The sequence below is a fragment of the Ruegeria sp. BJ5 genome (assembly GCF_056537865.1).
Genome location: NZ_JBQFSH010000005.1, coordinates 272,281 through 294,643, shown reverse-complemented (window position 1 = coordinate 294,643; position 22,363 = coordinate 272,281). Strand labels below are relative to the sequence as shown.

The following is a 22,363-nucleotide window of genomic DNA, read 5'->3' as shown; positions in this document are numbered from 1 at the left end:
CGGGCCATGACATATGACCTTTTCATCGGGGACCGCCTGTTTTCAAGCTGGTCCATGCGCGGCTGGCTGATGCTGGAAAAATCCGGTCTGCCCCACACGACCCACATGATCGGCCTGTATTCGGGCACGATGGCCCGGGATATGCAGCCGCTGGCCCCGGCCCGTCTGGTCCCTGCGCTGCGCCTGCCCGACGGCACGGTGGTCGGCGAAAGCCTCGCCATGGCCGAGACGCTCGCCGAACGCCACCCCGATGCCGGGCTGTGGCCGCAAGACGCTGCCGCCCGCGCAACCGCCCGTTGGCTGTGTGCCGAGATGGTCGCCGGGTTCCAGGCGCTGCGGTCTGCCTGCCCCATGCAACTCAAGCACCGCTGGAAAGGGTTCGAGCCGTCCGGCGAAACCCGCGCCGATCTGACCCGGATCGAGACCCTGTGGGCGCATGCGCGCAAGACCTCGGGCACGACGTCCGGCCCATTGTTCGGCAGCTATTCCCTGGCCGATGTGTTCTATACGCCGGTCGCGGCCCGGATCATCGGCTACGGTCTGCCCGTGTCCGTGCAGAACCACGACTACTGCATGGAATTGTTGTCGGACCCGGCGGTTCGGCAATGGCGCGCGATGGGTCTGACGGTCGACTACGACTCGTTCCCCTATGACCAGCCGCTCGACGCCGAGCCATGGCCGATCGGCGGGGCCTCGACAGCCCGCGCAGTTGAGGCGGGGCCTTCGGTCAATGACCTCTGCCCCTATTCCGGCAAGCCGGTGACCGCTTTTCTGGAGTTGGATGGCAAACGATGGGGCTTCTGCAACACCTTCTGCCGCGACAAAACCGTGGCCGACCCCGGAGCGTGGCCGAAATTCACGCAAATGATCCGGCAAGCGGTGTGATCGTTAACCATTCCTAAACCGGCGCCATGGCAGCAAGGCCCTGTTAACCACGAACAGGATCGCCATGGTCGCCCGCGCTCATACCGTTGCCTTTCAGGGGGTCGAGGCCCGCCCGGTCGAGGTGCAATGCGCCGTCTCCCCCGGGCTGCCCGCCTTTTCAATCGTCGGTCTGCCGGACAAGGCCGTGTCCGAGGCCCGCGAACGCGTGCGCAGCGCGCTTAGCGCAATGGCCATCGCGCTGCCCTCCAAACGCATCACGATCAACCTGTCGCCCGCTGACCTGCCCAAGGAAGGCAGCCATTTCGACCTGCCGATCGCGCTGGCCCTGCTCTGTGCCATCGACATCCTGCCCGCCGACGCCGCAGAAGGCACCATGGCTCTGGGCGAGCTTTCGCTGGACGGCTCATTGGTACCCGTGGCCGGCGCACTGCCCGCCGCGATGACCGCCGCGGCCGAGGGCCGCACGCTGCTGTGTCCGCGCGCGTCAGGTGCCGAGGCGGCCTGGGTCGACGCGACCCAAGTGATCGGAGCCGCGTCCCTGGCCGACGTCGTGCGCCATTTTACCGGCCAGTCGGCCCTGCCGGTCGCCCAGCCCGGCGAGGTCAGGTTGGAACCCTCGACCCGCGACCTGCGCGACGTCAAAGGGCAGGAACGGGCAAAACGCGCACTGGAAATCGCAGCGGCCGGCTGTCACCACATGATCATGATCGGCACGCCGGGATCGGGCAAATCCATGCTCGCCGCCCGCTTGCCCGGCATTCTGCCGCCGCTGACGCCCACCGAAGCGCTCGAGACCTCGATGATCCAATCGCTGTGCGGCATGCTGGACGAAGGCGGCATCAGCCGGACCCGCCCGTTCCGCGAACCGCATCATACGGCGTCGATGGCGGCGATCGTGGGCGGCGGAAAAGGCGCGAAACCCGGCGAGATTTCCCTGGCCCACAATGGCGTCCTGTTCATGGACGAATTCCCCGAATTTCCACGCACGGTTCTGGAAACCCTGCGCCAGCCCATCGAGACCGGCGAAGTCATGGTCGCCCGCGCCAACGCCCATGTGAAATACCCCTGCCGGTTCATGCTGGTGGCGGCGGCGAACCCGTGCAAATGCGGATATCTCAGCGATCCGTCACGCGCCTGCTCGCGCGCACCCGTCTGCGGCGAGGACTATCTGGGCCGCATCTCGGGGCCGCTGATGGACCGGTTCGACCTGCGGATCGAAGTGCCGCCCGTGGGCTTTACCGACCTTGACCTGCCGCCATCCGGAGACAGCTCGGCCACCGTCGCCGCGCGGGTGCAGCAGGCGCGCGTTGTTCAGGCCCGGCGTTTTCAGGACACGCCCGGGATTCGCCAGAACGCCGATATCGAAGGCAATCTGCTGGAGGAGGTCGCCGCACCAGACGCGGAGGGCAAGGACCTGCTGGTCAAGGCGGCCGAGCGGTTCGGCCTGTCGGCACGGGCTTACCACCGCATCCTGCGCGTGGCCCGCACCATTGCCGATCTCGAGGGCGCGCCCGATGTGCGCCGCCCGCATGTGGCCGAGGCGCTGAGCTACAGGATCAGCGCGCGGGTTGCGGCTTAGACCTTGGCCTCGATCGCCTGCCAGATCTTTTCGGCAATATTTGTGCCGTTGAACCGCTCCAATTCCTGGATTCCGGTGGGCGAGGTCACGTTGATTTCGGTCAGATAGTCGCCGATCACGTCGATACCCACAAAGATTTGGCCCTTTTCCCTCAGCAGCGGACCGATGGCCGCGCAGATCTCAAGATCGCGGTCGGTCAGCCCGATCTTTTCGGGGCGGCCGCCCACATGCATGTTCGACCGGGTCTCACCCTCGGCCGGAACGCGGTTGATCGCGCCGACCGGTTCGCCATCGACCAGGATCACCCGCTTGTCGCCGTTGCGCACATCCGGCAGGAATTTCTGAACGATCAGCGGCTCTCGCGAGAAACCGGTGAACAACTCATGCAACGAAGTCAGGTTGCGGTCATCGGCGTCCAGCCGGAACACGCCGGCCCCGCCATTGCCATAGAGCGGCTTGAGGATGATGTCGCCGTGCTTTTCCTTGAACGCCTTGATGGTCTGCAGATCGCGGGCGATCGTGGTGGGCGGCGTCAGGTCGGGAAAATCCAGAACCAGCAGTTTTTCCGGATAGTTGCGCACCCAGAACGGATCATTCACCACAAGAGCCTGCCCACGCAACCGATCCAGCAGGTGCGTGGACGTGATATAGTGCATATCAAACGGCGGGTCCTGCCGCAGCCAGACGACATCGAAATCCGCCAGATCAACCTCGCGCTCAGGCCCCAGAACCGCCGGCTGGTCCGCAACCCGCTGCACCGTCATGTCGTGACCGCGGGCGGTGATGCGCCCCTCTTGATAGGCCAGTTGATCAGGTCCGTAGTAAAACAGCTGGTGCCCACGGGCCTGGGCTTCTTCGGCCAGCCGGAACGAGCTGTCGGCATTGATGTCCACGGCCCCGATCGGGTCCATCTGAAAGGCGATTTTCATGGCGTGTCCCTCGTAGTCACGCCAGATACATGGCCCAGCGGGGACGGGTGTTCAATGGCGATCAGTCCTGCCCAAAGGCGTTTTCGACGATTTGCACTGCGCCTGTTGCATCCACCAGCGCCGCATCGAACCGAACATTGGTCAGCTGCCCGCCCGGTTCCTGCGCCAAATACTGCGCCGCCGAGGCGCATATCCGGTCGATCTGCCGTTTGCTGATCCGCGCGGCGGCGGTGTCAAAGCTTTGGCTTTTCTTGACCTCGATGAACACAAGGCCCTGCGCATCCCGGACGATCAGGTCGATCTCGCCCCCCGCGCCGCGCCAACGCCTTTGACAGACCTTGAACCCTCGGCTTTCGTAATCGGCAGCGACGCTGTGCTCGGCCGCCTGCCCGGCGTGATAGGAAACCGAGCCTTGGACCGACCGTCGCGCCATGTCATCCCTTTCCCAGTTGCAAGGCCTTCTGATAAATCGGCCGCCTTGGCAAATCATACATCCTGGACACCAGATCTGCCGCATCCCGCACCGAGTGCGTTTCCAGAGCCTGACGCAACGCCTCTTCTACATCTGAATCGTTAACGGCTTGTGAATGGGCCCGGTCCACCAGCAAGACGATCTCGCCCTTCACGGCGGCATCTCGATACTGCTCGGACAGCTCTGCCAGGCTACCCCGCCGGACTTCCTCGAACTTCTTGGTCAGTTCACGACAGATCGCGGCCTGTCGCTCGTCACCCAGAACCTGCGCCAGATCCGACAGGCATGCCCCCAAACGCTTGGGGGATTCGTAGAACACCAGCGTCCCGGGAACATCCCGCAGGGCCTCGATTCGAGCTCGGCGGGCGCCTGACGCATTCGGCAGGAAGCCGGCGAAAAAGAAGGCGTCCGTCGGAAGGCCCGCCAGGGTCAGCGCCGTCACCACGGCTGACGCACCGGGCGCGCAGGTCACGGTGAACCCGGCCTCGGCCGCCTGTTTGCCCAGGTCGTATCCCGGATCGGCGATCAGGGGCATGCCGGCCTCGGACGCGTAGGCCACGGACTTGCCCCTTGACAGTTCGGCAATCAGTTTTTCACGCGCAGCCGTGCCGCTGTGGTCGTGATAGGCCTGGATGCGCCGCCCTTCGAGGGGTACACCGTGAATCTCCATCAGTCTGCGCAGGCTGCGTGTATCTTCCGCCGCGATCACATCCGCCGAGGCCAGAACGTCCAGCGCCCTGAGCGTAATGTCGCGCGCCGTTCCGATCGGAGTGGCAACAAAGTACAGCCCCCCAGCCAATCTTACCTTTTGGAAATTCAAAGCTGGACCCTCGCAGCGTGACGTTTATTATCGCGGCGTGATAGAACAGCAGCGTTCTTTGCCGCCGGATCAGGGAGTTTTCATTTAGATGTTTACCGTTTGCAAGCCCGTTCGCAAACTGGCGAAAATCGCCATCGGCCTGACCGCGGCGGCATTTTTGGCCGCCTGCGAACCCGGCGCCACCGGGCGCGGACCGTCGATAGATACATCAGAGCCGATCCCCGTAGCCCTGCTGGTGCCCAAATCGGGCGACGCCGCGTTGGCGCAAAGCCTTGAGAACGCTGCCCGGCTGGCCATGGCCGATCTGAACAACGTCAAGATCGATCTTCGCGTCTATGACACTGCCGGCAATCCGAACACGGCAGCCGCAGTTGCGCAGCAGGCCGTTGCCGACGGCGCAAAGGTCATTCTGGGGCCGGTCTACGCGCAGGCTGCAAATGCTGCGGGCCTTGCGGTTCTGAGCAAGAACGTGAACGTTCTGTCCTTCTCGAACAATACAAGCATTGCCGGCGGAAACGTGTTTGTCCTTGGCCCGACCTTCGACAACACGGCCAACCGGCTTGTCAGCTACGCCGGCAAACAGGGAAAGAAAAGCACAGTCATCGTGCACAGCAATGATGCGGCAGGCCAATTGGGCCAGGCGGCAATCTCGAACGCCCTTGGCAACAGCCGAGTGGCGAATGCGGGTGTGGTCGGTTTTGATCGATCTCAGCAGGGTGTGATCGACGCCATCCCTGCAATCAAGGCAACTGTGGACTCGACGGGGGCGGATTCACTCTTTTTGACCGCCACGACCGCCGGTGCGCTGCCGCTCTTCAGCCAGTTGCTGCCCGAGACCGGTGTCTCTCCGGCAACCGTGCAATATATTGGCCTGACCCGCTGGGATATTCCGGCCCAGACGCTGGAACTACCGGGCGTGCAGGGCGGGTGGTTTGCCTTGCCCGACCCCGCCAAGGCCCAGGCCTATCGCGTGCGCTACAACGCGACCTATGGCGAGGCACCGCATCCGATCAGCGGCCTGGCCTATGACGGCATCGCTGCCATCGGCGCTCTGGCCAGCCAAGGCAAGTCCAATGCCCTTTCCGCTGCGGCCCTGACCCAGAATGCCGGGTTCCAAGGTGTTGGCGGAATTTTCCGTCTGCGCCCGAACGGTACGAATGAACGAGGTCTGGCCGTGGCCACGATCCAGAACAAACAGGTAGTTGTGATTGACCCTGCCCCGCAAAGCTTCTCTGGCGCCGGTTTCTGATCAGCTTGTGACGATCCCCGCGCCGGCTGGCGCATTGATCTGCGACGCCAGCGAAATCTTCGATGGCGAAAAGGTCAACGCGCTGCTGTCGAAGGCCCTGAAAGACATTCCGGAAACGGCCGCAGCCCGAAACGAGGCCGTCCGGATTCTGCGGGATGCTCAGAAATCTGGGCGTCAGGCCATCGAGGAGGCGTTCGCCGCCCGGCCCTTCGACGCCCGGCCGTTAACGCGGTCCTACACCTATCTGACCGATGGGCTGGTCTGCGCCGCGATGACTGTGGCCGGACAGCATCTGCATCCATTGGCCAACCCGACCCAGGGCGAGAAGATGGCGGTTTTGGCGGTGGGCGGCTATGGGCGCGGCGAGATGGCGCCGTTTTCGGATGTCGATCTGCTGTTTCTGACTCCCTACAAGATCACAGCCTGGGCCGAGAGCGTGATCGAGTCGATGCTGTACATTCTCTGGGATCTGCGGCTGAAAGTCGGGCATTCCTCGCGCACGATCCGTGATTGCCTGCGTCTGGGAGACGAGGATTTTACGATCCGGACAGCGATGCTGGAACAGCGCTATCTGGCCGGTGATCGGGACCTGGCCGATGAGCTGGAAAACCGGCTGAAATCCGAGCTGTTCAAAGGAACCGAACGCGAGTTCATCGAAGCCAAACTGCATGAACGCGACGAACGCCACCATAAGCAGGGCGAGCGTTACATGGTCGAACCGAACGTGAAAGAGGGCAAGGGCGGCCTTCGCGACCTGCAGTCGCTGTATTGGATCGCCAAATACATCTACGGCGTTCACGACGTGGCTGAACTTGTCCCGCTGGGGCTTTTCACCCAGGACGAATTCAACACGTTCGTGCAGGCCGAAGACTTCCTTTGGGCCGTACGTTCGCATCTTCATCTGGTGACACGGCGCGCAACCGAACAGCTGACCTTTGATCTGCAGGTCGAGGTGGCCGACCGCATGGGATACGAAGACCGAGCAGGCCGCCGGGCCGTCGAAATCTTCATGCAGCGCTATTTCCGAGAAGCCACTCAAGTGGGCGAGCTGACACGGATCTTCCTGACCAAGCTTGAAGCGGCACATATGAAAAACGCGCCGTTGCTGGAACGCATCTTCAGCCGCAAGCCACGGGTCAAGGCGGGCTACAGGGTTGTTCATGGCCGGCTGGATGTGGCCGACCCCAAAAGCTTTCTGTGCGACAAGCTGAATCTACTGCGTCTGTTCGAGGAAGGCCTGCGCACGGGTATGCTGATCCATCCCGATGCGATGCGGCTGGTCACGGCCAACCTGCACCTGATCGATGACGAAATGCGCAACGACAAAGAGGCGAGGCGCATCTTTCTGGATCTGATGCTGAAACACGGCAATCCCGAACGCGCGCTGCGCCGCATGAACGAGTTGGGCGTTCTGTCGGCCTTCATCCCCGAATTCGAGCCCATCGTGGCGATGATGCAGTTCAACATGTACCACAGCTACACGGTGGACGAGCACACGATCCAGTGCATCATCAACCTGGCGCAGATCGAACGGGGCGAACTTGTCGAAGCGCTGCCGCTGGCTTCGTCGATCCTCGAGGGCGGAGTGAACCGGCGTGTGCTTTACGTCGCTTTGCTGTTGCACGACATCGCCAAGGGCCGCCCCGAGGATCACTCGATACTGGGGGCCAAGATCGCACGGACGGTCGCGCCTCGGCTGGGGCTGAACAAGAAAGAGTGCGAAACCGTCGAATGGCTGGTGCGCTATCACCTGCTGATGTCGGACATGGCACAGAAGCGCGACATCTCGGACCCACGCACGGTGCGCGACTTTGCCAAGGCGGTTCAGACCGTCAAACGGCTGGATCTGCTGACTGTCCTGACAGTCTGCGACATCCGCGGCGTTGGGCCGAACACCTGGAACAACTGGAAGGCCACCCTGCTACGGGCCTTGCACGCGGAAACCAAGCGCGCGCTGGAAACCGGCATGGAGGACCTCAACCGTGCCAATCGTGGCGCCGAGGCCAAGAAAGCGCTGCGTGACGCGTTGTCTGCCTGGTCCAAGGCCGATCTCAAGACGGAAACCGGGCGGCACTATGATCCGTATTGGCAGGGGCTTAACCTCTCGACCCAAGTCGAATTCGCTGAGATGTTGCGCGCACTGGAAGCCGACGGTGACCCCGGCGCGATGGAGATCCGCCTGCAACCAGACGAGGATCGCGACGCCACCCGCGCCTGCTTCGCGATGGCCGACCACCCAGGTATCTTTGCGCGCATCGCCGGCGCGCTGGCGCTCGTGGGCGCAAACGTGGTCGATGCCCGCAGCTATACCACCAAGGACGGCTACGTGACTGACGCGTTCTGGATTCAGGACGCTGACGGACACCCGTTCGAGTTGTCGCGTCTGCCGCGCCTGACCCAGATGATCCACCGCACCCTCAAGGGCGAAGTGGTGGCCCGCGAGGCGCTCAGGTCCCGCGACAAGATCAAGAAGCGGGAAAAGGCCTTCAACGTCCCGACGCACATCACCTTCGACAATGAAGGGTCCGAGATCTACACGATCATCGAAGTCGATACCCGCGACCGGCCGGGCCTGCTCTATGATCTGGCCCGGACCCTTGCCGCCGCCAATGTCTATATCGCCAATGCCGTGATCGCGACCTATGGCGAGCAGGTGGTGGATACGTTCTACGTCAAGGACATGTTCGGGCTCAAATACCACTCGGAGGCCAAGCAGAGAACGCTGGAAGCCAAGCTGCGCACCGCGATCACCGAAGGCGCCGAGCGGGCGGCCTCATGAAGCAGATCCGCCTGTTCTCGGGCCTGTTCACGGTCGGGTTCTGGACCCTTGCCAGCCGTATTCTAGGCTTTCTGCGGGAAATTCTGCTGACAGCCTATATCGGGCCGGGGCCGGTCATGGATGCTTTTGTCGCAGCCTTCCGCCTGCCCAACATGTTCCGCCGGTTCTTCGCCGAGGGCGCTTTCAATGCGGCCTTCGTTCCGATGTTCTCGAAACGGTTGGAAGGGGGCGAAGACGCGCAGGGGTTTGCGCAGGACGCGTTCAACCTGCTGGCGGCGGCCGTTCTGGCGCTGGTCGGGCTGGCCATGGTCTTCATGCCGGGGCTGGTCTGGCTGACTGCCGAGGGGTTTTATGGCGACGAACGTTTCGATCTGGCGGTCGACTACGGATATGTCGTCTTTCCCTACATTCTGTTCATGTCCCTGGCCGCGCTGTTTTCCGGGGTTCTCAATGCCACAGGCCGCTTTGCCGCCGCGGCGGCGGCGCCGGTCCTGCTGAACATCTTCGCCTGCACGGCACTGATCGTAGGCGCGGCAACCGGTGGCGAGGTCATCCGTTGGCTCATCGCCGTCATACCCATTGCCGGGGTCGCTCAACTGGCGCTGGTTTGGGTCGCCACCGAACGCGCCGGAATTCGCATCCGGTTCGGCCGGCCGAAGCTCAGCCCTGAAATGCGCAACATGGTTCGGATCGCGGTACCGGCGGCACTTGCCATGGGTGTGACGCAGGTCAATCTCGTTGTTGGGCAACTGGTCGCGTCAAAGACCGAAAAGGCCATCAGCTGGCTCTTTGCCGCCGACCGGCTGTATCAGCTGCCGCTGGGCGTGGTCGGCATCGCCGTTGGCATCGTGCTGTTGCCCGACCTGTCGCGCCGCCTGCGCGCGGGGGACGGCGATGGCGCGCGCAACGCCTTTTCCCGCGCCGGAGAGTTCACCCTACTGCTGACTATTCCGGCAACCGTGGCCTTCGTGCTTATCCCCGCGCCACTGGTCTCGGTCCTGTTCGAGCGTGGACAGTTCACACCCGAAGACACGGCTGCCACCGCTCTGGCCGTGGCGGTCTATGGCATCGGACTGCCGGCTTTCATGCTGCAAAAGCTGCTGCAACCGCTGTTCTTCGCGCGTGAGGATACCCGCTCGCCCTTCCGGTATGCCGTGGTGGCGATGGTCATCAACGCTGTTCTGGCCTTTGGGCTGTACCCGATCGTCGGCTGGATCGCCCCGGCCATCGCGGCCTCGGCCGCCGGGTGGGGCATGGTGGCGCAATTGGCACTGGGCGCCCGGCGCATGGGCGACGAAGCCCGTTTCGACGACCGTTTCAAGCGCCGCGCGCCCAGGATATTGGCCGCCTCAATAGGAATGGGCGTGTTGCTGATCGCGGCGATGCAGCTGTTCGGTTGGACGTTCGAGGTTCCGGGCTGGCGCTATCTGGCCTTGCTGGGCCTGATCGTGGTCGCCGCGGTATCTTACTTCCTTCTGGGCCACCTGCTGGGCGCATTCCGCCTGTCCGAGTTCCGGTCCGCCCTGCGAAGGTCCTGACCACCTCAGTCCCGCCGAATACGCCCCACCAGCCGCGCCCATCCGCCCGGCGCCACGAAAAACGACAGCCCGAACCCGGTCGCGAACCCACCCAGATCGGCCACCCAATCCGAGGTGCCGCCGAAGATCAGCCCGAACAACAGTTGGATACCCATCAGCACCGCGATCAACTGGAACGCCCGCGCCTGGTTCTCTCCGACCAGCGACAGCCTGCGCCATAGCAGCCAGGTGAACGCGCCGATCAGGCCGTAGACCGGCGGGAAGCCCCCGACCAGCGGATAGCGCGGGTCCAGCAGCACCGCATAGGCCAGCGCCCCGCCCACGCCGGACAGCACAAAGATCACCAGCATCGCAAAACCGCCAAAGACCTCACCCACCATCTTGCCCATCGCCAAAACAAAGACGCAGACAAAAAGCGCCTGGGTAAAGCTGCCTGACACGAAGGGGTAGGTGAAAAACCGGATCACATGCTCGACCGGCCAACGCCCGTTCATAACCATCCAGTCGAAGATGTCGGCCGAAAAGGAATAGCGCTGGATCGCCTCCAGCCGCCAGCCCACCGCGCCCGGTCCGCCGACCAGGCCGCGCGTGCCGAGGGTGAAGGCAAGTTCGATCCCCATGATGAACAAGACCAGCGCCACCACCACGGGTGGCAGGGGGTTCACGGGGGGTGTGTAATGCTCGCTGCTCATTGGGCGGGCCTTTCGCGGCTGTTGACGTCCCTTTGCCTCATGGGTAAGCGACGGAGGCTTATTTTTCCAGACGGGAGTTCCCTTCCATGACCGAGACCAAGTTCACGCCGCGCGTGTTTTCCGGCATTCAGCCCTCGGGAAACCTGCATCTTGGCAACTACCTTGGTGCGCTCAAGCGTTTTGTGGATATGCAAGGGCCGGAGATGGAGACCGTGTACTGCATGGTCGATCTTCACGCGATCACCGTCTGGCAGGACCCCAAGGAACTGGCGCATTCCACGCGCGAGCTGTGCGCAGGTTTCATCGCCGCCGGCATCGACCCGGAACAGTCGATCCTGTTCAACCAGTCCCAGGTGCCCGAGCACGCGCAACTGGCCTGGATCTTCAACTGTGTCGCGCGCATGGGCTGGATGCAGCGCATGACCCAGTGGAAGGACAAGGCCGGCAAGAACCAGCAGAACGCCTCACTGGGCCTGTTCGCCTATCCCTCGCTGATGGCCGCCGACATTCTGGTCTATCACGCGACCCATGTGCCGGTGGGCGACGACCAGAAACAGCATCTTGAGTTGACCCGCGACATCGCCACCAAGTTCAACCACGACTATGGCGTCGATTTCTTCCCGATCACCGAGCCGGTGATCGAGGGCGCGGCGACGCGCGTGATGAGCCTGCGCGACGGGGCCAGGAAGATGTCCAAGTCGGACCCGTCCGACATGAGCCGGATCAACATGACCGACGATGCCGACACCATCTCCAAGAAGATCCGCAAGGCAAAGACCGACCCCGATGCCCTGCCCTCGGAGGTGGACGGGCTGGAAGGCCGCCCCGAGGCGCGCAACCTGGTCAACATCTATGCCGCGCTCAGCGATCAGACGGTCGCGCAGGTTCTGGCCGAGGTCGGTGGCAAGCAGTTCGGTGAATTCAAGCCGATGCTGGCCGATCTGGCGGTTGCAAGGCTGTCGCCGATCTCGACCGAGATGGCGCGGCTGATGGGCGATCAGGCCGAGATCGATAGGATCCTGGACCGTGGCGCGGAACGGGCACGGGAGATCGCGGCTCCGATCCTCAGCCGCACCTACGAGATCGTGGGGATGGTGGGCGCCGGCCGCGCCTGAGACCCAGACAGAAACTGCAGCGCCGCCCCTTATCCGGGGCGGCGTTTTTCGTTGAAGGTCAGGCGGCCTGCGGGTGCAGTTTTTCCTCGACGATGGATTCGGCCACCGCATGAGGGCTGACGCCATCCACCTTGGCGCGGGTTAGGATGCGGTCCATCGTCCGCTCCAGCGCCTCGAGCCGCTGACCGACCCAGGCCTCGCGGTCCTTGATCTTCAGGATCTCAGTCGCGACGTTCACGATCCCGCCGCCATTGGCCACGAAATCCGGGGCGTAGAGGATACCGCGGTCATGCAGGCGCCGCGCGTCGGCATCGGTCGCCAACTGGTTGTTGGCTCCACCGGCCACCGCGCCGACCTTCAGCAACGGAATGCTGGTTTCGTTCAGAATGCCGCCGATCGCGCAGGGCGCGAAAATATCCGCCTCGGCCGCATAGATCGCATCGGGAGCGACGGCCTGCGCCGCGAACCGGTCCGCCAGCCGGGCGGTCTGGCCCGTATCGATGTCGGTGATCACCAGTTTCGCCCCGGCGTCATTCAGCAGCGCGCACAGATGTTCGCCCACATGGCCCAGCCCCTGCACCGAAACGGTCTTGCCGCACAGGTCCGCGGACCCGAAGCGATGCCGCGCAGTGACGCGGATGGCGTTGAAGATCCCGCGGGCGGTGATGGGCGACGGGTCGCCGCTGGCGAACGGGCCATCGGGCAGACCGGCGACATATTCGGTTTCGGTGCCGATCTGGGCCATGTCGGCCGGGGTCATCCCCATGTCCTCGGCCGTCCAGTATTGGCCGCCAAGGCTTTGGACCACGCAGCCAAAGGCCTGCAGCAACCGGGGCGTCTTGTCCGCGCTCGGGTCGCCGATGATCACGGCCTTGCCCCCGCCCAGCGGCAGATCGGCCGCGGCGTTCTTGTAGGTCATGCCCCGCGACAGGCGCAGCGCATCGTCCAGCGCCTCGGACGGGTGGCCATAGGTGCGCATCCGCACGCCACCCGCTGCCGGCCCCAATTGCGTGGAGTGGATCGCCACAAAGCCCGAAAGCCCGCTGGCGGCGTCTTTGAATTCGACCACACGCTCGTGATCTGGCGCGTCAATCGTGGTTATTTCCATTTTGCTCCTCCGGAATGACAGATCAAGTCTGCCACATCTGACCGAGCGATTTTCGCCAATACGTGCTGGCCAACTCATTCTTCTTGGCGATAATAATAATCTGAGCCGGCTATTTTAGGGATTTTCTCCATGGACCAGATCGACCGTAAGATCGTGCGCGCTTTGCAGCAGGACGGGCGCATGACCGTTCTGGACTTGGCCGAAAAGGTGGGCCTGTCGCCCACACCCTGCGCGCGACGCCTGGACCGACTGCGTCGCGACAGGGTGATCACCGGGTATTCGGCGCAGGTCGACCCCGAGAAGCTGGGCTTTGGCGTCACGATTTTCGTGTCTGTCGAACTTGAGAAACAGGACCGCAACGCCATCGACGCCTTCGAACGCGCCATCCTGCGATGCGATGAGGTGATGGAGTGTTACCTAATGACCGGCTCGCGCGACATCCTGCTGCGTGTCGTGGCGCGTGACCTGACCGCCTTTGACGCGTTTCTGGAAAACCGGCTGATGCAGATTCCCAGCATCCGCAACCTGCGCTCCAACTTCGCCCTGCGCGCAATGGTCAAGCGCGACGTGTTGCCTATGGCGACGGGATAATCTGCTGGACCTCAGGCGCGCGCGCTCCTACGGTTCGGCGGAATTGACGGAGGGGAAAATGGCAGTCGGCAAGAATATCCGCACTTATTTCGATGGCAAATGGCACGATAGCGATGCCCCGATCATGCGGGCCGCTGACCACGGGGCCTGGCTGGGATCATCGGTGTTTGACGGCGCGCGCTATTTTGACGGAATGGCGCCCGATCTGGCCGCGCATTGCGACCGGGTGAACCGCTCGGCCGAGGCGCTGATGCTCACTCCGACCGTGACCACCGAACAGATGGTCGAACTGATCAGCGAAGGTCTTGAAGCTTACCCGACCGAGGCCGCCGTCTACATTCGCCCGATGTACTGGGGGATCGACGGAGACGCGACGGCGATCGTGCCGCAGGGTGACAGCACAGGCTTTGCCATCTGCCTCGAAGAAATCCCGATGGCGCCCGAGGCGGCCTCGGTCACGCTGACGACCACCCGCTTCCGCCGCCCGGTTCTGGAAAGCGCGGTTGTCAACGCCAAGGCCGGGTGCCTTTATCCAAACAACGCCCGAATGCTGGCGGAAGCACGATCCAAGGGGTTCTCAAACGCATTGGTGACCGATGCCATGGGCAACGTGGCAGAAACCGCAACGGCCAACATCTTCATGGCCAAGGATGGTGAGGTGTTTACTCCGGCACCGAACGGCACCTTCCTTGCAGGCATCACCCGTGCGCGGCACATCGACAATCTGCGGCGCGACGGTGTGACGGTTCACGAAACTGTTCTGACCTTCGACGATTTCCACGACGCCGACGAAGTGTTCATGTCCGGCAACATGAACAAGGTCACGCCCGTGACCGCACTGGACGACACGCAATATCAGATTGGCCCTATCACGCGCCGCACGCGCGCGCTCTACTGGGACTGGGCGGCCAGCAACCAATAAGCGAAGGCCCGTCGCGGCCCGAGTTGCCAGACACCGAATGCTCGGGCATGATCCCGAAAACCGGAGAGGACATTCATGCGCAAGTTCCTTGTAGTTCTTGACGATAGCCGCGAGTGCCTGAACGCCATGCGTTTCGCCGCGATGCGTGCTGCGCATACGGGCGGGGGGGTGACCATCCTCTCGGTCATTCCTCCGGACGAGTTCAATCACTGGATCGGCGTGGCCGAAGTGATGCGGGAAGAAGCCCGCGAGCGTATCCATGCGCATTTCGAGGTATTTGCAAAGTGGATGCGCGACAAGCAGGGGATCGAGCCGGAACTGGCGATCCGCGAGGGTGAGCCCGTTCCGCAGATCATCGAGCATGTCCGCTCGGATCCCGAGATCGGCGTCCTTGTTCTGGGTGCGGGTACCGACAAGAAGGGCCCGGGTCCACTGGTCACTCAGTTGACGCGGAATTCCGGCAGCTTGCCGATTCCGATCACCATCGTTCCGGGCGACCTGAGCAAGGAGAAGCTCGAAGAGATCACCTGATGCCCGCCACCCTGCACTTCTGGTTCGATTTCGCCTCGACCTATTCCTACCTCAGCGCCATGCGGGTCGAACGGGACGCGGCAGCCTGCGGCGTGCAGGTGGACTGGCAGCCATTCCTTCTGGGTCCCATTTTTGCCGAGCAGGGGTGGATAACCTCGCCGTTCAACATCTATCCGGCCAAGGGGCTGTACATGTGGCGCGACATGGAACGGCTTTGCCGGCAGCGTGACCTGCCCCTGACCCGACCTGCCGAGTTTCCGCAAAACGGCCTGAAGGCCGCACGCCTTGCGCTCGCCATCCCTCAGGGTGAAGCGCGCGCTGCGTTTTCCCGCGCCGTTTTCGCCGCGCAGTTTGGCCAAGGCCTGAACATTTCCGAAGAGCCTGTTCTTCGCAGCGCCCTGTCCGCCGCCGGCCTCCCCGAGGACATGATCGACCGGACCGCGGACGCTGACATCAAGAGTTCTCTGTTTGAACAGGTTGCCCGCGCCAAATCGCTGGGGATCTTCGGCGCCCCCAGTTTTGTCGTGGATGAGGAGCTTTATTGGGGCGATGACCGGCTGGACATGGCAATCCGACAGGCCGCAGCTATTTAGAACCGTTCCAAATCTTGACTTCCCGGCCACTGACGCGCATATCAGAGCCAACTGATACGGAGCGCGCCATGTTCATCCAGACCGAATCCACGCCCAACCCGGCCACGCTGAAATTCCTGCCCGGTCAGACCGTGCTCGAGGCCGGTACAGCGGATTTCCCGACTGCCGAAGCCGCGCAGAACTCGCCGCTGGCGCAGCGCATCTTTGCGGTCAGCGGTGTGACCGGAGTTTTCTTCGGCAATGACTTCGTGACCGTCACCAAAGACGACGGCGTGCAGTGGGACCACATCAAACCCGCCATCCTGGGCGCCGTGATGGAGCACTACCAATCCGGCCAGCCGGTGATGGGAGCCGGGGTGGAAACCGCGTCCGGCCATGCTGAACATTCGGGTGAGGACTCGGAAATCGTAAACCAGATCAAGGAATTGCTGGACAGCCGCGTGCGCCCCGCCGTGGCGCAGGACGGCGGTGACATCACCTTCCACGGCTTTGACCGCGGCGTCGTCTACCTGCATATGCAAGGGGCCTGCGCAGGCTGCCCGTCCTCGACGCTGACCCTGAAGATGGGGATCGAGAACCTGCTGCGTCATTACATCCCCGAGGTGACCGAGGTTCGCCCTGTTGCCGTCTGATCAGACAATTCTGGCATTTGACACATCGGCCGCGCATTGCGCGGCCGCTTTGCTGCGCGGGCCAGACATCGTCTTGAGCCGCGCCGAAACCATGACCCGAGGCCAGGCAGAACGCCTGATGCCTCTGCTTCAGGACATCCTGGCAGAAGGCGGGGTTTCTTGGGCGGATATCGACGCGATCGGTGTCGGGACGGGTCCGGGCAATTTCACAGGAATTCGCATCTCGGTCTCTGCCGCCCGAGGGCTGGCGCTTGGATTGAACAAGCCGGCAATCGGCGTTTCGGGCCTTGAAGCCTTGGCGGCCTTGGCACCCGAAGGGCGGATCCCAGCCATTCCAGCCCCCCGCGACCAAGTTTATGTGCAAGCGCCCGACGGGACGCCGCAACTGATGACGCAGGAAGAGGCAGAATCACTTGGCGCCCTGTTTTTGTGCGACGATGCGAATGCAGTCGTCCGGGCCATCGCCCGGATTGCTTCTGGACGTGTTGACCTTGTGTCAGATCCCCCTGCCCCCCTGTACGTTCGTGCAGCAGACGCCGCCCCGTCGCGCGATACGCCGCCGCCTTTGCTGGACCCATGACCCCACAGGAAATGGCCGAGACCCACGGCGCGGCTTTCACCCAGTCCCGCCCATGGACCGCCGATGAATTTGCTGAGCTTCTTGCCAACCGCTTCACCCATGTCGTTGGAAACAAAACAGCATTTGCCCTGATCCAAGTCATCGGCGACGAGGCCGAGCTGCTGACCATCGCGACGCACCCCGATCACCAGCGGCAGGGTCTTGGCCGCGTCTGCATGCAGGCATGGCACGACCGGGCTCGCGATCTGGGTGCGCGCCGGGCGTTTCTTGAGGTGGCATCGGACAACGCGGCCGCCATTGCACTCTACCAAAGTTGCGGCTATGCGCGCTGCGGTCTTCGGCCGGGATATTACCGGCGCGGCAAGGCTGACAAAGTAGATGCAATCTTGATGGAGCGCGCGCTACCCTGACGAAAGCCGGGCATTTCTGAGACCAAATGGTCAAAAAGCGGTTGACCATGGCTGTTTCAGACGGCCTTAATTGCCGCTATCACAGCAGTTCTGCTCGCTCTGAGCGGGGCTGGGCAAAAGTCCCTGCCCCGAAGCCATAAAAAACAACGGGAGTATATGATGACCCTGATGAAATCCTTGATGGGCGCGGCCGCCGCGTTTGCACTGACCGCAGGAGCGGCGCTGGCCGAACCAGCGATCATCTTTGATCTGGGCGGCAAGTTCGACAAATCGTTCAACGAAGCAGCCCATAACGGCGCCAAGCGCTGGGCCGACCAGACCGGCAAGTCTTATCGCGAAATCGAGCTGCAGTCGGAAGCGCAGCGCGAACAAGCCCTGCGTCGTTTCGCTGAAGCCGGTGCAAACCCGATCATCACCATGGGCTTTGCCATGGCTGATCCGCTGGCCGCCGTCGCACCTGACTATCCCGACACCAAGTTCGTCGCCGTCGACGTCAGCTGGCTGGACGCGCCGAACATCCGCCAGGTCTCGTTCGCCGAGCATGAAGGCTCGTACCTGGTCGGCATGATGGCCGCGATGGCATCCAAGTCGGGTACCGTCGGCTTCATCGGCGGCATGGACATTCCGCTGATCCGGCACTTTGGTTGCGGCTACGCCCAGGGCGCAAAGGCCGTAAACCCTGACATCAACGTCGTCGCCAACATGACCGGCACCACCCCGGCCGCATGGAACGACCCGGTGAAGGGCTCTGAGCTGACCAAAGCTCAGATCAGCCAAGGCGCTGACGTGATCTACGCCGCCGCAGGCGGTACCGGCGTCGGTGTTCTGCAGACCGCGGCCGACGAAGGCATCCTGTCGATCGGCGTGGACAGCAACCAGAACCACCTGCACCCGGGCAAGGTCCTGACCTCGATGCTCAAGCGCGTGGATGTGGCCGTTTATGACGCCATGAAAGCAGGCGAAGATGTCGAGACCGGCAAGTTCACCATGGGTCTGGCACAGGACGGTGTCGGCGTTGCCATGGATGAAAACAACGCCTCGCTGGTAAGCGACGAGATGAAAGCCGCCGTCGAAAAGGCGCGCCGCGACATCATCGACGGCAATGTCACCGTCGTCAGCTACTACGAGAACGACAGCTGCCCGGCACTGCAGTTCTGATATCGCGCGGGGCGGGGGAAACCTCCCGTCCCGCATCCACTCATGCCGCTGTTTCGCCACGACCGAATGATTGCGAAATCAGCGCAGCTTCTACGGCAATCGAGGACAAGACATGACAGTCCCCGCCATCGAGCTCAAAGGGATTTCCAAAGCCTTTGGGCCAGTCCAAGCGAACAAGGACATCTCGATCAGCGTCGCCCCTGGCACGATCCACGGGATCATCGGTGAAAACGGTGCGGGCAAGTCCACGCTGATGAGCATTCTGTACGGCTTCTACAAGGCCGACAAAGGTGAAATCTGGATCAACGGTAAAAAGACCGACATCCCCGACAGCCAGGCCGCGATCGCCGCGGGCATCGGCATGGTCTTTCAGCATTTCAAGTTGGTCGAGAATTTCACCGTTCTGGAAAACATCGTTCTGGGCGCGGAAGATGGCGGGCTGCTGGCCCCCTCGCTGGCCAAGGCTCGGAAAGAGCTGAAAGAGCTCGAGGAAGAATACGAGCTGTTCGTGGACCCCGACAAGCGCATCGACGAGATCGGCGTGGGAATGCAGCAGCGGGTCGAAATCCTCAAGGCGCTGTATCGCAAGGCGGAGATACTGATTTTGGACGAACCCACCGGGGTGCTGACCCCGGCCGAGGCCGACCAGCTGTTCCGCATCCTCGACCGGCTGCGCGCCGAAGGGAAGACCATCATCCTGATCACCCACAAGCTGCGCGAGATCATGGAAGCCACCGACACCGTGTCGGTGATGCGCCGCGGCCAGATGACTGCCACGGTCAAGACCGCCGAGACCAACCCCGAGGAGTTGGCCGAGCTGATGGTCGGGCGCAAGGTTCTGTTGCGCGTCGACAAGGTGCCGGCCAAACCCGGCAAGCCCATATTGGAAATCGAGAACCTGCGGGTGACGGATTCGGCGGGCGTCGAGCGCGTCAAAGGTATCGACCTGACCGTCCGCGCGGGCGAGATCGTGGGCATCGCAGGCGTCGCCGGCAACGGGCAGTCCGAGCTGCTCGAAGTGTTGGGCGGGATGCGCCCGGGATCAGGCGTGATCAAACTGAATGGTACGCCTCTGGCGCTCAGCGGACCCGAGGCCGACGGTCAGGCCCGGCGCGCCCAAGGCATCGCCCATGTGCCCGAAGACCGGCAACGCGAAGGTCTGATCATGGACTTCCACGCCTGGGAAAACGTGGCCTTCGGCTATCACCGCGACCCCGCCTATCAGCGCGGGATTTTCATGAACAACGCCGCACTGCGCGCCGACACAGAACGCAAGATCGAGAAATTCGACGTGCGTCCGCCTAATGGCTGGCTGTCGGCCAAGAACTTTTCGGGTGGAAACCAGCAGAAGATCGTGGTTGCACGCGAAATCGAGCGGAACCCCGATTTGCTGTTGGTGGGCCAGCCGACCCGCGGCGTGGACATCGGCGCGATCGAGTTCATTCACAAGCAGATCGTCGCCCTGCGCGATCAGGGCAAGGCGATCCTGCTGGTCTCGGTCGAGTTGGAAGAGATCTTCTCTCTGTCCGACCGGATTGCAGTGATGTTCGACGGACATATCATGGGCGAGCGTCTGCCCCATGAAACGGATGAAAAAGAACTGGGCCTGTTGATGGCCGGTGTTGCGGGGGAGGCCGCGTAACATGGATAAGATGCCCAAATGGGCCGACGTCATTCTGATCCCGCTCATCAGTCTGATCCTGGCCGCAATCCTGTCGACACTGGTCATTCTGGCCATTGGCGAAAACCCGGTCGAGGCGGTGAACCTGATGGTCACCGGCGCGCTGGGGTCGACCTATGGCTGGGGTTATACCCTGTATTATGCCACCAACTTCATGTTCACCGGTCTTGCGGTTGCAGTGGCCTTTCACGCGCGTTTGTTCAACATAGGTGGCGAGGGTCAGGCCATGTTGGGCGGACTGGGCGTAGCCATGGTGTGCCTCTATGTGCCGTGGCCGCATTGGAGCATCGCTCTGCTGGCTGCGATGGCCGCCGGCATGCTGTTCGGCGCGGCTTGGGCTGCGATACCGGCCTATCTACAGGCCAAGCGCGGCAGCCATATCGTGATCACCACGATCATGTTCAACTTCATCGCTGCGGCGCTGCTGAACTACATGCTGGTCAACGTGATGCGACCGGCCGGCTCGCAGGACCCGGCGACCGCCCGCTTTGCCGAGGCGGTACATCTGCCCACCCTGCACGAGATGCTGGCCCCGATCGCGATCAACTTCTCCAAGGCGGCTCCGGCCAACATCTCGCTGATCATCGCGGTCATCGCCTGCATCGTAGTCTGGGCGCTGATCTGGCGCACTCGCCTGGGCTATGAAATTCGGGCTTATGGGCATTCGGAAACCGGTGCGGTCTATGCCGGTATCTCGCCGGTGCGCATCACCATCGTGGCGATGCTGATTTCGGGCGCTCTGGCGGGCCTGATGGCAATCAACAACGTCATGGGTGAGGCCGAGCGGCTGGTTCTGAACTCGACCGAGGGCGCGGGCTTCATCGGCATCGCGGTGGCCCTGATGGGCCGCTCGCACCCGTTCGGCGTATTCCTCGCGGCCATCCTGTTTGGCTTCCTCTATCAGGGGGGCGCTGAACTGGCGCTGTGGACCTCGATCCCGCGCGAACTGATTGTGGTGATCCAGGCATTGGTGATCCTGTTCACCGGGGCGCTGGACAACATGGTCCGTATGCCGCTTGAAAAGCTGTTCCTGGCCCTGCGGAAGGAGGCGAACTGATGGAGTTGTTCCTGACGATCGTCCAGGTTCTGGACTCGACCATTCGCCTGGCCACACCGCTGCTGCTGGCCTGCCTGGCCGGCTTGTATTCGGAACGCGCTGGCATTTTCGACATCGGACTGGAAGGCAAGATGCTGATGGCGGCATTCTTTTCGGCCGCCGTTGCCGCGGTCACCGGGTCGGTATGGCTGGGCCTGCTGGCCGGCATCGCATCGTCCTTGGCGCTGTCTGGCCTGCACGGGCTTGCCTCGATCACGTTCCGGGGCAACCAGCTGATTTCCGGTGTCGCCATCAACTTCCTGGCTGCCGGCATGACCGTGCTGGTAGCGCAGGACTGGTTCCAGCAAGGCGGCCGCACGCCGTCGCTGTTCGGAGGCGGCCGGTTCGAGCCAATCAACTTCCCCTTCGCCGAGGCACTGAGCGGTGTGCCGATCATCGGCCCCATCTATGCCGAGCTGCTCTCAGGCCACTCGATTCTTGTTTACGTGGCGTTCCTGATGGTGCCCGCAACCTGGTGGGTGCTGTTCCGCACCCGCTTTGGCCTGCGCCTGCGCGCCGTGGGTGAAAACCCGGCGGCAGTGGACACCGCCGGCGTCTCGGTGGTGGGGCTTCGCTACGCAGCCGTCGCCATCTGTGGCGTGCTATGTGGCATCGCCGGGGCCTATTTGGCTACTGCGTTGCAGGCAGGGTTCGTCAAAGACATGACGGCTGGCCGGGGCTTTATCGCACTGGCCGCACTGATCTTTGCCAAGTGGCGGCCGTGGCACGCCATGTGGGCGTGTTTGCTGTTCGGGCTGCTGCAGGCGGTTGCTTTGCGGTTCCAGAATATCGACCTGGGCGGCATCATAATCCCCGTTCAGGTCATGGACGCGCTGCCCTATATTCTGACCGTGGTGATCCTGGCGGGTTTCGTCGGCAAAGCGGTCCCGCCAAGGGCCGGTGGCGAGCCCTATGTGAAAGAGCGCTGATAAGGCCAGTTCAGGACTGGTTTTCAGTCCTGTTTGCTGCAAAGCGGCATGCAGAGTTGATTTTGCATGCCGCA

General features: G+C 62.8%; 22 protein-coding genes. 17 read left to right on the top strand and 5 right to left on the bottom strand.

Annotation, left to right across the window (positions count from 1 at the left end; translation table 11 throughout):
- Positions 1 to 6: 6 nt before the first annotated feature.
- Entirely contained in the window at positions 7 to 885 is an 879-nt protein-coding gene (locus tag ACR0NY_RS16985; RefSeq protein WP_170369730.1) for a glutathione S-transferase, read from the top strand.
- A 64-nt stretch (positions 886 to 949) separates the two neighbouring features.
- Positions 950 to 2,464, top strand: a complete 1,515-nt coding sequence (locus tag ACR0NY_RS16980) for a YifB family Mg chelatase-like AAA ATPase (protein WP_170369732.1) — start codon at positions 950 to 952, stop codon at positions 2,462 to 2,464.
- Here ACR0NY_RS16980 and gshB read toward each other — a convergent pair.
- From gshB to rsmI, 3 genes are all read right to left on the bottom strand, one after another.
- On the bottom strand, positions 2,461 to 3,393 hold the full coding sequence (gshB, locus tag ACR0NY_RS16975; RefSeq protein ID WP_170343293.1) for a glutathione synthase: 933 nt from the start codon (positions 3,391 to 3,393) through the stop codon (positions 2,461 to 2,463). The genes ACR0NY_RS16980 and gshB overlap by 4 nt on opposite strands.
- A gap of 61 nt (positions 3,394 to 3,454) precedes the next feature.
- Positions 3,455 to 3,826, bottom strand: a complete 372-nt coding sequence (locus ACR0NY_RS16970; protein WP_170369734.1) for a YraN family protein — start codon at positions 3,824 to 3,826, stop codon at positions 3,455 to 3,457.
- Position 3,827: 1 nt separating this feature from the next.
- Positions 3,828 to 4,685, bottom strand: a complete 858-nt coding sequence (gene rsmI / locus ACR0NY_RS16965; protein WP_170369736.1) for a 16S rRNA (cytidine(1402)-2'-O)-methyltransferase — start codon at positions 4,683 to 4,685, stop codon at positions 3,828 to 3,830.
- A gap of 88 nt (positions 4,686 to 4,773) precedes the next feature.
- On the opposite strand from rsmI, the gene ACR0NY_RS16960 reads away from it, so the two are divergent.
- From ACR0NY_RS16960 to murJ, 3 genes are read left to right on the top strand one after another with little or no spacing between them, the layout of a single operon-like run.
- Positions 4,774 to 5,934: a penicillin-binding protein activator gene (locus ACR0NY_RS16960; protein ID WP_093963441.1), complete on the top strand. Its 1,161-nt coding sequence runs from the start codon at positions 4,774 to 4,776 to the stop codon at positions 5,932 to 5,934.
- On the top strand, positions 5,894 to 8,713 hold the full coding sequence (locus tag ACR0NY_RS16955; RefSeq protein WP_170369738.1) for a [protein-PII] uridylyltransferase: 2,820 nt from the start codon (positions 5,894 to 5,896) through the stop codon (positions 8,711 to 8,713). Before ACR0NY_RS16960 ends, ACR0NY_RS16955 begins: the two co-directional genes overlap by 41 nt.
- A complete protein-coding gene (gene murJ, locus ACR0NY_RS16950) occupies positions 8,710 to 10,251 on the top strand; it encodes a murein biosynthesis integral membrane protein MurJ (RefSeq protein WP_170369739.1) in 1,542 nt (513 codons plus the stop codon). The genes ACR0NY_RS16955 and murJ overlap by 4 nt, the downstream gene beginning before the upstream one ends.
- 5 nt (positions 10,252 to 10,256) lie before the next feature.
- On the opposite strand, the gene ACR0NY_RS16945 is transcribed toward murJ, so the two are convergent.
- The gene (locus ACR0NY_RS16945) at positions 10,257 to 10,943 is read right to left on the bottom strand and encodes a rhomboid family intramembrane serine protease (RefSeq protein WP_170342144.1); all 687 of its coding nucleotides are present in this window, start codon (positions 10,941 to 10,943) and stop codon (positions 10,257 to 10,259) included.
- An 86-nt stretch (positions 10,944 to 11,029) separates the two neighbouring features.
- On the opposite strand from ACR0NY_RS16945, the gene trpS reads away from it, so the two are divergent.
- Complete coding sequence (gene trpS / locus ACR0NY_RS16940) at positions 11,030 to 12,058, top strand: tryptophan--tRNA ligase (protein WP_170369741.1); 1,029 nt, start codon at positions 11,030 to 11,032, stop codon at positions 12,056 to 12,058.
- A 58-nt stretch (positions 12,059 to 12,116) separates the two neighbouring features.
- Here trpS and ACR0NY_RS16935 read toward each other — a convergent pair whose 3' ends face one another.
- Entirely contained in the window at positions 12,117 to 13,166 is a 1,050-nt protein-coding gene (locus ACR0NY_RS16935; protein WP_170369743.1) for a Glu/Leu/Phe/Val family dehydrogenase, read from the bottom strand.
- A 129-nt stretch (positions 13,167 to 13,295) separates the two neighbouring features.
- On the opposite strand from ACR0NY_RS16935, the gene ACR0NY_RS16930 reads away from it, so the two are divergent.
- The 11 genes from ACR0NY_RS16930 (at position 13,296) to ACR0NY_RS16880 (ending at position 22,289) form a co-directional block, all read left to right on the top strand.
- A complete protein-coding gene (locus ACR0NY_RS16930) occupies positions 13,296 to 13,757 on the top strand; it encodes an Lrp/AsnC family transcriptional regulator (RefSeq protein WP_170369745.1) in 462 nt (153 codons plus the stop codon).
- Positions 13,758 to 13,815: 58 nt separating this feature from the next.
- Positions 13,816 to 14,679, top strand: a complete 864-nt coding sequence (locus ACR0NY_RS16925; protein WP_170369747.1) for a branched-chain amino acid aminotransferase — start codon at positions 13,816 to 13,818, stop codon at positions 14,677 to 14,679.
- A gap of 75 nt (positions 14,680 to 14,754) precedes the next feature.
- Positions 14,755 to 15,210 (top strand): universal stress protein, encoded by a 456-nt coding sequence (locus ACR0NY_RS16920; protein ID WP_170342153.1) that lies wholly within the window; start codon positions 14,755 to 14,757, stop codon positions 15,208 to 15,210.
- On the top strand, positions 15,210 to 15,803 hold the full coding sequence (locus ACR0NY_RS16915) for a 2-hydroxychromene-2-carboxylate isomerase (RefSeq protein ID WP_170342155.1): 594 nt from the start codon (positions 15,210 to 15,212) through the stop codon (positions 15,801 to 15,803). The genes ACR0NY_RS16920 and ACR0NY_RS16915 overlap by 1 nt, the downstream gene beginning before the upstream one ends.
- Before the next feature lie 68 nt (positions 15,804 to 15,871).
- Entirely contained in the window at positions 15,872 to 16,435 is a 564-nt protein-coding gene (locus ACR0NY_RS16910; RefSeq protein WP_093963451.1) for a NifU family protein, read from the top strand.
- Complete coding sequence (tsaB, locus tag ACR0NY_RS16905; protein WP_170369749.1) at positions 16,425 to 17,015, top strand: tRNA (adenosine(37)-N6)-threonylcarbamoyltransferase complex dimerization subunit type 1 TsaB; 591 nt, start codon at positions 16,425 to 16,427, stop codon at positions 17,013 to 17,015. The genes ACR0NY_RS16910 and tsaB overlap by 11 nt, the downstream gene beginning before the upstream one ends.
- A complete protein-coding gene (gene rimI, locus ACR0NY_RS16900) occupies positions 17,012 to 17,425 on the top strand; it encodes a ribosomal protein S18-alanine N-acetyltransferase (protein WP_170342159.1) in 414 nt (137 codons plus the stop codon). The genes tsaB and rimI overlap by 4 nt, the downstream gene beginning before the upstream one ends.
- Before the next feature lie 159 nt (positions 17,426 to 17,584).
- Positions 17,585 to 18,583 carry a BMP family lipoprotein gene (locus tag ACR0NY_RS16895; protein ID WP_093963454.1) on the top strand — a complete coding sequence of 333 codons (999 nt, stop codon included), beginning with the start codon at positions 17,585 to 17,587 and terminating at the stop codon, positions 18,581 to 18,583.
- A 112-nt stretch (positions 18,584 to 18,695) separates the two neighbouring features.
- The gene (locus ACR0NY_RS16890; protein ID WP_093963455.1) at positions 18,696 to 20,225 is read left to right on the top strand and encodes an ABC transporter ATP-binding protein; all 1,530 of its coding nucleotides are present in this window, start codon (positions 18,696 to 18,698) and stop codon (positions 20,223 to 20,225) included.
- A gap of 1 nt (position 20,226) precedes the next feature.
- Entirely contained in the window at positions 20,227 to 21,321 is a 1,095-nt protein-coding gene (locus tag ACR0NY_RS16885) for an ABC transporter permease (protein WP_170342161.1), read from the top strand.
- Positions 21,321 to 22,289 carry an ABC transporter permease gene (locus ACR0NY_RS16880; RefSeq protein ID WP_093963457.1) on the top strand — a complete coding sequence of 323 codons (969 nt, stop codon included), beginning with the start codon at positions 21,321 to 21,323 and terminating at the stop codon, positions 22,287 to 22,289. The genes ACR0NY_RS16885 and ACR0NY_RS16880 overlap by 1 nt, the downstream gene beginning before the upstream one ends.
- The last annotated feature ends 74 nt before the right edge of the window (positions 22,290 to 22,363 follow it).

Excerpts from the sequence above, each read along its gene's own strand:
- ACR0NY_RS16985 (WP_170369730.1), top strand. The coding sequence starts at position 7 with ATGACATATGACCTTTTCATCGGGGACCGCCTGTTTTCAAGCTGGTCC.
- ACR0NY_RS16980 (WP_170369732.1), top strand. The coding sequence starts at position 950 with ATGGTCGCCCGCGCTCATACCGTTGCCTTTCAGGGGGTCGAGGCCCGC.
- gshB (WP_170343293.1), bottom strand. The coding sequence starts at position 3,393 with ATGAAAATCGCCTTTCAGATGGACCCGATCGGGGCCGTGGACATCAAT.
- ACR0NY_RS16970 (WP_170369734.1), bottom strand. The coding sequence starts at position 3,826 with ATGGCGCGACGGTCGGTCCAAGGCTCGGTTTCCTATCACGCCGGGCAG.
- ACR0NY_RS16960 (WP_093963441.1), top strand. The coding sequence starts at position 4,774 with ATGTTTACCGTTTGCAAGCCCGTTCGCAAACTGGCGAAAATCGCCATC.
- murJ (WP_170369739.1), top strand. The coding sequence starts at position 8,710 with ATGAAGCAGATCCGCCTGTTCTCGGGCCTGTTCACGGTCGGGTTCTGG.
- ACR0NY_RS16945 (WP_170342144.1), bottom strand. The coding sequence starts at position 10,943 with ATGAGCAGCGAGCATTACACACCCCCCGTGAACCCCCTGCCACCCGTG.
- trpS (WP_170369741.1), top strand. The coding sequence starts at position 11,030 with ATGACCGAGACCAAGTTCACGCCGCGCGTGTTTTCCGGCATTCAGCCC.
- ACR0NY_RS16935 (WP_170369743.1), bottom strand. The coding sequence starts at position 13,166 with ATGGAAATAACCACGATTGACGCGCCAGATCACGAGCGTGTGGTCGAA.
- ACR0NY_RS16930 (WP_170369745.1), top strand. The coding sequence starts at position 13,296 with ATGGACCAGATCGACCGTAAGATCGTGCGCGCTTTGCAGCAGGACGGG.
- ACR0NY_RS16925 (WP_170369747.1), top strand. The coding sequence starts at position 13,816 with ATGGCAGTCGGCAAGAATATCCGCACTTATTTCGATGGCAAATGGCAC.
- ACR0NY_RS16920 (WP_170342153.1), top strand. The coding sequence starts at position 14,755 with ATGCGCAAGTTCCTTGTAGTTCTTGACGATAGCCGCGAGTGCCTGAAC.
- ACR0NY_RS16915 (WP_170342155.1), top strand. The coding sequence starts at position 15,210 with ATGCCCGCCACCCTGCACTTCTGGTTCGATTTCGCCTCGACCTATTCC.
- ACR0NY_RS16910 (WP_093963451.1), top strand. The coding sequence starts at position 15,872 with ATGTTCATCCAGACCGAATCCACGCCCAACCCGGCCACGCTGAAATTC.
- rimI (WP_170342159.1), top strand. The coding sequence starts at position 17,012 with ATGACCCCACAGGAAATGGCCGAGACCCACGGCGCGGCTTTCACCCAG.
- ACR0NY_RS16895 (WP_093963454.1), top strand. The coding sequence starts at position 17,585 with ATGACCCTGATGAAATCCTTGATGGGCGCGGCCGCCGCGTTTGCACTG.
- ACR0NY_RS16890 (WP_093963455.1), top strand. The coding sequence starts at position 18,696 with ATGACAGTCCCCGCCATCGAGCTCAAAGGGATTTCCAAAGCCTTTGGG.
- ACR0NY_RS16885 (WP_170342161.1), top strand. The coding sequence starts at position 20,227 with ATGGATAAGATGCCCAAATGGGCCGACGTCATTCTGATCCCGCTCATC.
- ACR0NY_RS16880 (WP_093963457.1), top strand. The coding sequence starts at position 21,321 with ATGGAGTTGTTCCTGACGATCGTCCAGGTTCTGGACTCGACCATTCGC.